Annotated in this window: 7 protein-coding genes; 6 read left to right on the top strand and 1 reads right to left on the bottom strand. The window is 70.4% G+C overall.

Going from position 1 to position 12,472, the window contains the following annotated elements; translation table 11 throughout:
- The first annotated feature begins 59 nt into the window (after positions 1–59).
- The 6 genes from PX653_RS10320 to modA all read left to right on the top strand — a co-directional run bounded on the left by PX653_RS10320 (position 60) and on the right by modA (position 12,022).
- Positions 60–6,659, top strand: coding sequence for a non-ribosomal peptide synthetase (locus tag PX653_RS10320; protein WP_371876471.1), 6,600 nt, complete (start codon positions 60–62; stop codon positions 6,657–6,659).
- 26 nt (positions 6,660–6,685) lie between these two features.
- Positions 6,686–7,639 carry a TauD/TfdA family dioxygenase gene (locus PX653_RS10315; RefSeq protein WP_277417801.1) on the top strand — a complete coding sequence of 318 codons (954 nt, stop codon included), beginning with the start codon at positions 6,686–6,688 and terminating at the stop codon, positions 7,637–7,639.
- Between the two features lie 42 nt (positions 7,640–7,681).
- A complete protein-coding gene (locus PX653_RS10310) occupies positions 7,682–8,599 on the top strand; it encodes a TauD/TfdA family dioxygenase (RefSeq protein WP_277417800.1) in 918 nt (305 codons plus the stop codon).
- Between the two features lie 46 nt (positions 8,600–8,645).
- Entirely contained in the window at positions 8,646–9,827 is a 1,182-nt protein-coding gene (locus tag PX653_RS10305) for a hypothetical protein (RefSeq protein ID WP_277417799.1), read from the top strand.
- 11 nt (positions 9,828–9,838) lie between these two features.
- Positions 9,839–11,218, top strand: a complete 1,380-nt coding sequence (locus tag PX653_RS10300; protein ID WP_277417798.1) for an alpha/beta fold hydrolase — start codon at positions 9,839–9,841, stop codon at positions 11,216–11,218.
- 72 nt (positions 11,219–11,290) lie between these two features.
- Complete coding sequence (gene modA, locus PX653_RS10295) at positions 11,291–12,022, top strand: molybdate ABC transporter substrate-binding protein (protein ID WP_277417797.1); 732 nt, start codon at positions 11,291–11,293, stop codon at positions 12,020–12,022.
- 31 nt (positions 12,023–12,053) lie between these two features.
- Here modA and PX653_RS10290 read toward each other — a convergent pair whose 3' ends face one another.
- Complete coding sequence (locus tag PX653_RS10290) at positions 12,054–12,467, bottom strand: DUF6006 family protein (protein WP_277417796.1); 414 nt, start codon at positions 12,465–12,467, stop codon at positions 12,054–12,056.
- Positions 12,468–12,472: the final 5 nt, after the last annotated feature.

Genomic DNA, 12,472 nt, shown 5'->3' with positions numbered 1-12,472 from the left:
AACGCGAGCGGGTACTGGAGACGTTCAACGCGACCTGGCGCGAGGACGACGATGACGCCATGGTGCACCAGCTGTTCGAGCGGCAGGTGGCGCTTGGCCCGGATGCCGTCGCGCTGGAGTTCGACGGCGAGCGCCTGACCTACGCCGAGCTGAATGCGCGTGCCAACCGGCTGGCGCACTACCTGCGCGAGCTGGGCGTGCAGCCGGACGACCGGGTGGCCGTGTGCCTGGCGCGTGGCCTGGACCTGGTCGTCGCCATCGTCGCCGCGCTCAAGGCCGGCGCGGCCTATGTGCCGCTCGACCCGGTGCTGCCGGACGAGCGCCTGGCCCACATGCTGCACGACAGCGCGCCGGTCGCGCTGCTGACCCAGTCGCACCTGCGCTCGCGCTTCGCGCTGCCCGATGGCGTGGCGTGCGCCGAGCTGGATGCGCCGTCGCCGTGGGCGCACCATCCGGCCGACGATCCGGCGGCCGGCATGCAGACGCCGGACCACCTGGCCTACGTGATCTACACCTCCGGCTCGACCGGCCAGCCCAAGGGCGTGTGCATGCCCCACCGTGCCCTGGTCAACCTGCTGCGCTGGCAGCGCGACGACCTGCCGCTGCCGGCCCGCACGCTGCAGTTCGCGGCGCTGGGCTTCGACGTGGCGTTCCAGGAGATCTTCTCGACCCTGACCAGCGGTGGCACCCTCGTGCTGGTGGCCGAGACGGTGCGCCAGGACCTGCCGGCGCTGGCCGACTGGATGCGCGGCCAGGACCTGCAGCGCATCTACCTGCCGTACATCGCCCTGAACGGCCTGGCCGAGCTGTGGTCGCAGCAGGAGCGGCCGCTGCCGGCCCTGCAGGACCTGATCACGGCGGGCGAGCAGTTGCGCATCACGCCGTCCATCCGCCAGCTGTTCCGGCACGCGCCGCAGGCACGCCTGCACAACCACTACGGCCCGACCGAAAGCCACGTGGTGACGGCCCACGTGCTGGCCAGCCCCGCCGACGAGTGGGAAGACCTGCCGCCGATCGGCGCGCCGATCGCCAACAGCCGCATCTACCTGCTCGATGCCCAGGGCCAGCCGGTACCGCTGGGCGTGACGGGCGAGATCCACATCGGCGGCGTGCAGGTGGCGCGGGCCTACCTGGGCCGGCCGGACCTGAGCGCCGAGCGCTTCCTGGCCGACCCGTTCGTTGCCGGTACGGCCTTGCCGGGCGGCCGCCTGTACAAGACGGGCGACCTGGGGCGCTGGCGCGCCGACGGCACCGTCGAATACCTGGGCCGCAACGACTTCCAGGTGAAGATCCGCGGCTTCCGCATCGAACTGGGCGAGATCGAGACGCAGCTGGCGCGCATCGCCGGCGTGCGCGAGGCGGTCGTGCTGGCGCGCGAGGACGTGCCGGGCGAGAAGCGCCTGGTGGCCTATGTCGTCATGGAACCCGGCCTGGCGCCGGACGCGCCGGCGTGGCGCGCGCAACTGGGCCAGGCGCTGCCCGAGTACATGCTGCCGGCCGCGTTCGTGCCGCTGGACGCGCTGCCGCAAACACCGAACGGCAAGCTCGATCGCAAGGCGCTGCCGGCACCGAGCGGCCACGCGTTCGTCCAGCGCGCCTATGAGGCGACGATCGGCGCCATCGAAACCACGCTGGCGCAGATCTGGTCCGACCTGCTCGGGGTCGAGCGGGTAGGCCGTCACGACAACTTCTTCGAGCTGGGCGGGCACTCGCTGCTGGCGGTGCGCCTCGTGTCCCAGCTGCGCGAACGGCTGGGGATCGAATTGCCGCTGTCGGTGCTGTTCACCCACCCCCGGCTGGCCGACCTGGCGCTGGACGTGGCGCAGGCGGGCCAGCAGACGCTCAGCGCGATCGGCAAGGCCGACCGCTCCGCGCCGCTGCCGCTGTCGCTGGCGCAGCAGCGTTTGTGGTTCATCTCGCGCGTCGACGCCCGTGCCAGCAAGGCCTACCACGTGCCCGATGCCGTGCGCCTGCGCGGTCCGCTCGACACGGCCGCGCTGCAGGCGGCGCTCGACCGGATCGTCGCGCGGCACGAGGTGCTGCGTACGCGCTTCGTCGGCATCGGCGGCCAGGTGCGCCAGGTGATCGACGAGCCGCGCGGCTTCGCGCTGGCGCGCCAGGACCTGGCCGGTGCCGGCATGGCGGCGGTGGAACGGATCGGCAAGGAAGAGGCCAGCCTGCCGTTCGACCTGGCCCTGGGCCCCCTGATCCGTGGCCGCCTGCTGCGCCTGGCCGAGGACGACCACGTGTTGCTGGTCACCACGCACCACATCATCTCGGACGGCTGGTCCGCCGGCGTGCTGGCGCAGGAGTTCTCGACGCTGTACGAGGCCTTCCACGCCGGCCGTCCCGATCCGCTGCCGCCGCTGGCGATCCAGTACGCCGACTATGGCGTGTGGCAGCGCCAGTGGCTGCAGGGACCGCTGCTGCAGCAGCAGTTGCAGCAGTGGGTGGAGCAGTTGCGCGGCGCCCCCGCGCTGCTGGCCATACCGACCGACCGGCCACGTCCGCCCATGCAGGACTACCGGGGCGCCAACGTCGCCATCGAGATGGACAGCGCGTTGACCCGGGGCCTGAAGGCGCTCAGCCAGCGTCACGGCACCACGATGTACATGACGCTGGTGGCGGCGTGGGCCGCGGTCCTGAGCCGCCTGTCCGGGCAGGAACAGGTGGTCATCGGCAGCTCGCACGCGGGCCGCAACCGGGTCGACGTCGAACCGCTGATCGGCTTCTTCATCAATACGCAGGCGCTGAAGATGGACCTGTCGGGCCGGCCCAGCGTGCAGGCGCTGCTGGCCCAGGCCAAGCAGATGGCGGTGCAAGCCCAGAGCCTGCAGGACGTGCCCTTCGAGCGCCTGGTGGAGGCACTCAATCCGCCCCGTTCGCTGTCGCACCACCCCGTGTTCCAGGTGATGCTGTCCTGGCACAACACCCCGAAGGTGCAGCTGGGATTGCCGGGGCTGACGGCGCAAGCCGTGGCCAACGCGCCCGATTTCGCGCAGTTCGACCTGTCGCTGGAACTGCACGAGGAGGACGACCGCATCGGCGGCCAGCTCAACTACGCGACGGCGCTGTTCGACGAGAGCACGATCCAGCGCCACTGGCGCCATGTGCATGCCATGCTGCGCGCCATGGTGGAAGACGACAGCCGCCAGGTCGACCGGATCGACCTGCTGGACGCGGCCGAACGCCGCCTGGTCCTGGAGACCTTCAACGAAGCCCCCGCGGTGCCGGCACAGGGCGGCTTGCTGCACGCGTTGTTCGAGCACCAGGCTGCCGCGCAGCCGGACACGACGGCGTTCGCCTTCGCAGGGCGTGAGCTGAGCTATCGCGCCCTGAACGAACGCGCCAACCAGCTGGCCCATCACCTGCGCGGTTTGGGCGTGACGCCGGATGCGCGCGTGGCGATCTGCGCCGAACGCAGCCTGGACCTGGTGGTGGCACTGCTGGCGACCCTGAAGGCGGGCGGCGCGTGCGTGCCGCTGGATCCGGTCCATCCGGACGAACGCCTGGCGCACATGTTGCAGGACAGCGCGCCCGTCGCGGTGCTGACCCAGGCCGGACTGCGCCAGCGGCTCGCCATCCCGCCGGACGGCGCCTGCGTGCTGCTGGACGAGGCGCCGTGGGAGCAGACCGCCTGGGGCGGTGCCCCCACGCACGACCCGGATGGCGGCGCCGTCGGCCTGACCGACGCCCACCTGGCCTACGTCATCTACACGTCCGGCTCCACCGGCACGCCGAAAGGCGTCATGGTCGAGCACCGCAACGTGCTGACTTTCCTGCACGGCCTGGAAGCGTGCATCCATGGCGTGGCGCCGGACTGCCGCCGCATCGCCTGGAACTCGTCGTTCGGTTTCGACATGGCGGTCAAGGCCTGGGGCCAGCTGGCCATGGGACGCACGGTGTTCCTGCTGCCGGAGGAGACCCGCATGGATGGCGCCGCGCTGCTGGATTTCATCGAGCAGCACCGCATCGAGACGATGGAATGCACGCCTTCGCACCTGCGCATGCTGCAAGGTGCCGGCTTCCTGCAAGGTCGCGCGCCAACGCTGCGCAAGCTCCTGCTGGGCGGCGAAGCCATCGACGCGGGCACGTGGCGCGAGCTGGCGGCCGTGGACGGGACGCTGTTCTTCAACATGTACGGGCCGACCGAATGCAGCGTCGATGCCACCTGCGGCCTGATCGACGGACCCACGCCGAACATCGGCCATGTCATGCCGGGCGCGCGGGTCTACCTGCTGGACGAGGAACGGCAACCGGTGCCGATCGGTGTCGCCGGCGAGATATTCATCGGCGGCGCCGGCGTCGCACGTGGCTACCTGGACCGCCCCGGGCTGACCGCCGAGCGCTTCTTGCCCGATCCGTTCGCTGGCGATGCGGCGGCCCGCATGTACCGCACCGGCGACCTGGGGCGCTGGCGCGAGGACGGCAGCATCGAATACCTGGGCCGCAACGACTTCCAGGTCAAGCTGCGCGGCTTCCGCATCGAACTGGGCGAAATCGAGGCCGTGCTGCTGCGACAAGAGGGCGTGCGCGAAGCCGTCGTCATTGCCCGCGAGGACAGCCCGGGCGACAAGCGTCTGGTGGCTTATGTGGTGACGGAGCAGGGTGGGGCGGCGCCTGACCCGGCACTGCTGCGCGCGCGCCTGGCCGGCAGGCTGCCCGACTACATGGTGCCGGCCGCGTTCGTGCCGCTGGCGGCGCTGCCGCTGACGGCCAACGGCAAGCTCGATCGCAAGGCCCTGCCGGCGCCGGAGGGGCAAGGCCTGGCGCACCAGGCATACGAGGCGCCGCAGGGCGAGGTGGAGCAGACCATCGCCGCGCTGTGGGCCCAGCTGCTGGGCGTCGAGCGGGTCGGCCGGCACGACAACTTCTTCGACCTGGGCGGTTACTCGCTGATGGTGTTCCAGGTGATCGAGGGTTTGAAGCAGAAGGGCTATAACGCGGCGCTGCAGGACGTGCTGCTGGCGCAGGAACTGAGCGCGCTGGCCCAGCTGATCAGCGCCAACCACGGCGGCGCGCCGGCCCCGGACCAGTGGGTCACGATCCGCCACGGCGGCAGCCGGCCGGCGCTGGTCTTCCTTCATGAGCCCAGCGGCGAAGTGCTGTCATATGAGCGCCTGGCCCGGCACATCGACGCCGAAGTGGGCCTGTACGGCATCCGCGCCGACGGTGCCACCATCACGTCCGAGACCACCTACGAGGAACTGGCGGCGCGCTACGTGTCGATCCTGCGCGAAGCGCTGCCGCAAGGGCCGTACCGGCTGGCCGGCTGGTCGGCCGGCGGCGTGCTGGCCTACGAGGTGGCGCGGCAGCTGGCCGCGCAGGGCCAGCGGGTCGAGTTCGTGGGGCTGATCGACAGCTGGCTGCGCGGCAGCGCCGGCAGCGCGGGCAACACGATCGAACTGGCCGACAAGCTGATGCTGCTGGTGTCCTATATCGAGTACCAGGGCTGCAAGCTGGCCGACCCGGACGTGGCGCAGCTGATGGAAGCGCCCGACCTGCCGGCGGCGCTCGCTCTCGCCAAGCGCCAGCGCTGGCTGGGCCAGGACATCGGCGCGGACGAGTTCGACGCGCGGGTCGCGCTGGCGTTCAACCTGCGCCAGGGCGCGCACGCCTATGCGGCGGCGCCGATCGAGGCCCCCGTGCACCTGTTCACGGCCACGCCCCAGGGCGCGGCCGATCCCGCCAACGGCTGGGGCAGCGTGCTGCGCGGGCGCCTGCAGGTCCACCCCATCGGCGGCGACCATTGGAGCCTGATGATGGAACCGGCACGCGCCGCGCGCCTGGGCAGCGCGATCTCGGCCCTGCTGGACGGGATCGACGGCACCGTGCGCCATGCGCAGGCCGGCCGGCATCCGGCGGCGGTGGTCGTCCGCACCGGCAGCCCCCAGGGACGCAAGGTGTTCTGCATCCCGGGCGCGGGCGCGCATGCCACGTCCTTCCTGGACCTGTGCGGCGGCTTCGATGCCGGTGTCACCGTGATCGGACTGGAAGCGGAGGGCCTGCTGGGGCGCGCTGGACCGGTGCCCACCGTGCAGGAGGCGGCAACGCGCTACGTGGCGGCCATCAGGACGGTGCAGCCCGTGGGGCCGTACCACCTGGCCGGGCATTCGTTCGGCGGCTGGATCGCGCTGGAGGCGGCGCGCCAGCTGCTGCAGGCCGGCGCGGTGGTGGCGCCAGTGGTGCTGGTGGATACCGAGGCGCCCCGCGACCAGGGCCATGCGGGGCGCGACGAGGCCCTGCGCCAGTTCGTCAAGCTGGTCGAGCTCAATGCCGGCGCGGCGCTGCACATCGACGCGGACGACCTGGCCCGGCGCGACGAACCCGGCCAGGTAGAACTGGTATGCGAGCGGATGAAGGAAGCCGGCCTGCTGCCCGCCAAGGCACGGGCGGCCGACCTGGAACCCGTCGTCGCGATGTTCTGCCGCCAGTGCACGATCGGCTACCGGCCCGGGCAGCCGAGCGGCGCCGGCGTCGTGCTGTTCGTCGCGCCGTCGGGCGACGCCGGCGATGCGGTCGACGTGCCCGCGTGGCGTGGCGTGGAGCCCGACCTGGCTGTCGTGAACGTTGCCGGCAGCGATCACCTGTCGATCCTGAAACCGCCCCACGTCGCCATCGTGGCCACTGAAATCCTCAAACATTGGTATCTCGGCTGATGATTACCCTACTGGACGAACACACCATGGAAAGCATCTGTGCGGAAGCGCCCTTCGAGGTCACGACCACGCCCGGTTTCCCCTACCTGATCGAGGCCGGCGCGGGTGCCGCCGACCACCAGCGCTGGTTCGGCGCGGCGGCGCCCGACCTGGTCGGCCTGCTGCGCCACGCGGGCGCGCTGCTGCTGCGTGGCTTCCCGCTGCGCAGCGCCGAGGACTTCCGCATGGCCGTCGGCGCGATGGCGCCGCAGCTGCGCGGCTATGCCGGCGGCACGTCGCCGCGCAGCCAGGTCGCCGAAGGGGTCTATACGTCGACGGAATATCCCAAGCAGCTGGAGATCCCGCTGCACAACGAGATGTCCTACAGCCGCCAGTGGCCGGAGCTGCTGTACTTCTTCTGCGCCACCGCGCCGGCCAGCGGTGGCGAAACCCCGGTCGCCGACTCGCGCGGCATCCTGGCGCGCATGCCCTGGGACATCGTGGAGGAATTCGAGCGGCGCCAGCTGATGTACGTGCGCAACCTGGCTTCGGCCGAGTCGCGCTACAACTCGTGGACCAAGGCATTCGAGACCGACGACCGGACCGCGGTGGAAGCGTATTGCCGCGACATGGACATCGGCTACGCCTGGCAGCCCAACGGCGGCCTGCGCATCCAGGAAGTACGGCCCGCGTTGCGCACGCATCCGGTCACGGGCGAGCGGGTCTGGTTCAACCAGGTCCACCTGTGGCATGCCTCGAACACGCCGATGGCCAGCAACGTCAGCGCACAGATCGAAGCGGGCCTGCCGATGGCGGCCTACTACGGCGACGGCGGCCGCATCGGCAACGACACGCTGGCCGTGGTGCGCGACGCGATGAACGCGGAAAAGCGGCTGTTCCGCTGGCAGCAGGGCGACCTGCTGATGGTCGACAACGTACTGGCGGCCCATGGCCGCATGCCGTTCGACGGGCCGCGCCAGATCCTGGTGGCGATGTCGTGACGCTGCCACCCTCCATCCATCAACCATGAACGACGGGAATCCATGAACATTAAAGGCACGCAAGGCGAGTCTCTCGCCAACTGGATCAAGCACAATCGCGCCGACATCGACGCGGCGCTGTGGAGCGACGGCTACGTGCTGTTCCGCGGTTTCGACGTAGGCGGGCTGGCCGGGTTCGAGGACTGCGCGACGGCGGCTTGCAACACGCTGTACAAGCACTACGGCGACCTGCCACTGGCCAGCGCCAGCGAGAACGTCTACTTCGCCACGCCTTATCCGAAGCACCTGGAGATCCAGTTCCACAACGAGGCGTCGCACACCCATACGTGGCCGTCGCGCCAGCTGTTCTTCTGCCTGGAGCCGGCGCCCGAAGGAGGCGAGTGGACGCTGTCGGACGGGCGCAAGGTGCTGGACGCCATGCCCGACGCCATGCTGGCGCGCTTTCGCGAGCAGGGCCTGGTCTACCGGCGCCGCTTCATCCGCGGGCTGGACGCGTCGTGGCAGCAGTTCTTCAAGGTGAACGACCTGCAGGAGCTGCATGACAAGATGGCCCCGACGGGGCATGAGATCGACGCCCCGTCCGAGCACGACGTGACCGTGTCGTTCCGCACCCATGCCGTGTTGCCGCTGCCGGAGCGCGGTACCGAGGCGTGGTTCAACCAGATCCTGCTGCACCACCCGGATGCGCTGCCGCAGGAAGTGGGCGACCTGCTGCGCAAGCACTTCCCGCGCGACAAATTCCCGCGCACCGTGTTCTTCGGCGACGGCAGCGCGATCCCGGCGGATTGGGTCAGGACGGTCGATACGGTGCTGAACGAATGCTCGATCCGCATCCCCACGCAGGCCAACGACGTCCTGCTGGTCAACAACCTGCTGATGGCGCACGGCCGCCTGCCGTACTCGGGCAACCGCCAGATCCGGGTCGCGCTGGGCGACATGCGGGCACATGGTACCGCCTGAGCGTGCGCCGTACCCATCACATCAACCAATTGCAGCGGAGAGCGGGATGATTCAACGGCAGCATGTAGTCAACGATTTTTTCGCCGAGGCGGAAGCGATGCGCTCGGCCTATGATACGAAGGTCAAGGACCCGTACCGGCAGAGTGTCAGCTGGCAGTACTTCTGCGCGCCGCAGATGTACACCTACCTGCGCACGGTACCGCAGCAGGTCGTGCCGGAAGCGCTGTTTGCCCGCTTCATGCAGCACATGAAGCAGTGGTGCGTCGACAACGTGGGGCTGCTGCCGATGGGCGTGCCCAACCTGCACCTGATGGTCAACGGGTGCACGCTGGGGCTGCACAGCGATTTCCAGAACGGCACGCTGGGCTACGTCTACTCGCTGACGCGCTGGCAGCAGCGCAAGTTCGCCGGCGGCGAGACGCTGCTGCTGCGCGACGGCATACCCAGCTACAAGAAGCACCACGTGCAGGGCGAGTCGCTGTACGAACTGGTGCCGGCGCAGTTCAACCAGCTGCTGCTGTTCGACGACCGCATCGTGCACGGCACGCAGACCGTGGAGGGCAGCATGGACCCGCTCGAGGGCCGCATCGCTTTCGTGGGCCACCTGCGGCCCACTTCGCCCGTCGTCAAGGGCGCGCTCGACCCGGCCGCCGCGCGCAAGACCATCCTCGACCTGCAGCGGCACCTGGCCGAGCAGTTGAAGGAGCGCGACGATTGCAAGGACGTGCAGGGCACCGTCACGTTCCGGCTGGACGTCGCCGCCTCCGGCAAGGTCGAATCGGTCACGACGCTGATCGACCACCTGGTGACGCCGGCCACCGGCTACGGCCCATCGGCCCGCGTGGACGACGTCCGGCGCATCGTCCAGGAAGGCATCGCCACGCTCAGGTTCCCCGATGGCGCCGGCAAGTCGACCGTCACGGCCGCCGTGCTGGTCCCGCTGCCGGACCTGCGGCCGATCGAGATCGCCGTGCCGCACGGCGGCCGGGCGGCCGTGCTGCGCGAAGTCCTGGCCGCACAATTGAAGGAGCTGGAGTCGCAGGGTTTCCAGATCGAGCGCAGCGGCGAGGAGTTCCTGATGCTCGAACCGCTGGCGGGCACGATCCGCATCGAGCCGGCCCGGCTCGTGGCCACGTTCGACCCGCCGATGTGGGTGCCGTCCCAGCGCGAGCACTTCCAGGCGAACCTGAAGGACAGCCTCGGCCTGCTGGCCCGGGCCGGCGGCTGAGCGGCGCCGGCATGTCCTGGCTCGACAGCGCGTTGCTGGCCGGCGCCATCCTGTGCGCGCTGGCCGCGATGGCGGGCCGGACCGGGCGGCCGGCACGCGCCTGCGCTGTGCTGGTCCTGCTGGCGGCCGGGTGCGTGCTGCAGGTCGTCGCGGAAGGCTGGTATTGGCAGTTCGTGCCGGTCTACGCGCTGATCCTGCTGGCCGCGCTGCGCATGGCACGGGGCGCAAGGCGCACGCGCTGGCAAGAGTCGCTCGTGTGCGCCGGCCTGCTGGGCGGGGCCGGCGTGCTGGCCGCCAGTTGGGTGTTCCTGCCGGTGCCCGGGCTGCCGGCGCCGCACGGGCCGTATGCCGTCGGCACCCAGGTGTTCCGCTGGGTCGATGCGACGCGGCCGGAACCGGCTACCCGCGCTCCCGGCGACCGCCGCAATCTCGTGGTGCAGGCCTGGTATCCCGCCGCGCACGGTGCCGGCGGAGTGCACGCGGCCTATATCGACGGCCTGGGACGCCTGCCGGATGCCGTCGCCGGCATGCCGGGCGCGGTGCTGGCGCACTACGATCGTATCGATACGCACGGTATCCAGCGCGCGCCCGTGGCGGCCGACCGGCGCACGTGGCCGGTCGTGCTGTTCTCGCCGGGCTACGGCGCGTCGCGCGCGTTCTACACGACGCTGGTTAGCGACCTGGCCAGCCGCGGCTTCGTCGTGCTGGCCGTCGACCACCCGTTCGAGGCGTCGGTGACGCAACTGGCCGACGGCCGCCTTGCCACGCCGGTGGAACGGTTTGCCGCCAACGATCCGGATCGGCTGGACTATATGCGCCAGCGCCTCGAGGTGCGCACGGCGGACCTGCGTGCGGTGCTGGACAGGCTGGCGCATCCGGACGGCCTGGGCAGCCTGGCCGGCCGGCTCGATCTCGCACGCATCGCGGCCGTCGGCCATTCGTTCGGCGGGGCGGCATCGGTCGCCATCGCGAGCACGGACGAGCGGGTCAGGGCGGCGGTCAACCTGGACGGCACCTTGTATGGCACGCTGGCGGAGCGGCAACTGGACCGGCCGTTCCTGTTGATCGAGAGCGACCGTGGCGAGACGCGGCACTCGGCCCTGTACCTGCAGGGCAACCGCCGCCTGATCGCGCACCTGCAAAGTGCGGGATTTCGCTACCAGATCGCCCAGGCCAACCACTACAGCTTCACGGACGTGCCGTTGTTGTTGTCGCCGCCGGCGCGCTGGTTGCTGGCAAAGGTCATGGGCGGCGCCCGTGGGCCGGCCGAGACAGTGCATGCCAGCGTCGACCTCCTGGCGGCTTTCCTGCAAGGCCGGCCCGCCGACCTGCAGGCGGTGGCCGGGCGCTACCGGCGGATCGAGGGCGGGCCGGCCGGCCCGTCGGGCTAGTCCGGCCGGGCGATGGTCAGGGCGTCGTATACTGATGTATATTGCGCTTTTGACCACGATCACGAGGATACGATGCACAGGAAGATGCTGCCGGCGCTGCTGCTGGCCGTACCGTTGTGGGCTGGCGCCGCCGAACTCACCGTCTCCGCGGCCGCCAGCCTGACCAATGCGTTCAAGGACCTGGCGCAGGCCTTCGAAGCGGCCCATCCCGGTGACAAGGTGCTGCTGAACTTTGCCGCGTCCGACCCGCTGGTCCAGCAGATCGCCAAGGGTGCGCCCGTGGACGTGTTCGCGGCGGCCGACCAGGACGCGATGGACAAGGCCAACCGCCTGAAGTTGCTGGCGGCGGGCACGCGCCGCGATTTTGCCGGCAATACCGTCGTGCTGGTGGTGCCGGCCGGCAGCCGGATCGCTTCGCTGGCGGACTTGCATGGCGCGGCGCGCCTGACTACCGGCAACCCCGCCAGCGTGCCGATCGGGCGTTACACGCAAGAGGCATTGGACAAGGCCGGGCTGTGGCGGGCGCTGGCGCCGAAGTTCGTGTTCGGTACGTCGGTACGCCAGAGCCTGGACTACGTGGCACGCGCCGAGGTCGATGCCGGCTTCGTCTATGCCACCGACGTGATGGCACAGAAGGACAAGATCAAGGCGGTGGCGACGCTGGCCACCGTGACCCCGGTGCGCTATCCGATCGCCGTGCTGGCGCGGGCGCCGCAGCCGCGGCTGGCACGGCAGTTCGTCGACTTCGCCACTTCCGCCGCGGGCCAGGCCATCCTGGCCCGGCATGGGTTCGGCAAACCCTGATGCATCCCGCACCGGTGCCCCGGGCGTCGCGTCACCGCCGGCACGACAGCGGGTAGCGCTGGCCTTGCCACGTCGTCCAGCCTTTCGTCCGGCTGTCGATGGGGCGGGGCAGGAACCAGCGGTTGCCATCCGCATGGTTGAAATACAGGCCGCCCCGGCTGCCCCGACGGGGATTGGTCAGCGGTACCCAACGGCTGCCATTGTCTGAGAACTTGCCTCGCCACTCGGCGCCGGCGACCTGGGTGCAGACCGAGCCTTCGCAATCGCCCTCCGCGACGTTGACCATGGTCCATGCCATGCGTGCCGGCCGGCCGTCGATCGTGCACGTCCACGAGCCGCCCCACCAGCCGGCAGCCGGGGGGGCTTGTGCCAGCGCCAGCGGCGTGCCGCACAGGGCCGCCGCGATGACGGCGCCCGCGCGCCATCCGTGCTTCGAGGTCTTCATCGCTT

Origin of the sequence: Pseudoduganella chitinolytica, from assembly GCF_029028125.1 — a bacterium.
Taxonomy (GTDB): Bacteria; Pseudomonadota; Gammaproteobacteria; order Burkholderiales; family Burkholderiaceae_D; genus Rugamonas; species Rugamonas chitinolytica.
Note: the sequence above shows the minus strand (reverse complement) of the source record. Positions and strands in the feature narration are given on the sequence as shown.

What these genes read in the sequence shown, in the direction of transcription:
- PX653_RS10305 (WP_277417799.1), top strand. Translation starts at nt 8,646, where the DNA reads ATGATTCAACGGCAGCATGTAGTCAACGATTTTTTCGCCGAGGCGGAA.
- PX653_RS10310 (WP_277417800.1), top strand. Translation starts at nt 7,682, where the DNA reads ATGAACATTAAAGGCACGCAAGGCGAGTCTCTCGCCAACTGGATCAAG.
- PX653_RS10300 (WP_277417798.1), top strand. Translation starts at nt 9,839, where the DNA reads ATGTCCTGGCTCGACAGCGCGTTGCTGGCCGGCGCCATCCTGTGCGCG.
- PX653_RS10315 (WP_277417801.1), top strand. Translation starts at nt 6,686, where the DNA reads ATGGAAAGCATCTGTGCGGAAGCGCCCTTCGAGGTCACGACCACGCCC.
- PX653_RS10320 (WP_371876471.1), top strand. Translation starts at nt 60, where the DNA reads ATGGTGCACCAGCTGTTCGAGCGGCAGGTGGCGCTTGGCCCGGATGCC.
- modA (WP_277417797.1), top strand. Translation starts at nt 11,291, where the DNA reads ATGCACAGGAAGATGCTGCCGGCGCTGCTGCTGGCCGTACCGTTGTGG.
- PX653_RS10290 (WP_277417796.1), bottom strand. Translation starts at nt 12,467, where the DNA reads ATGAAGACCTCGAAGCACGGATGGCGCGCGGGCGCCGTCATCGCGGCG.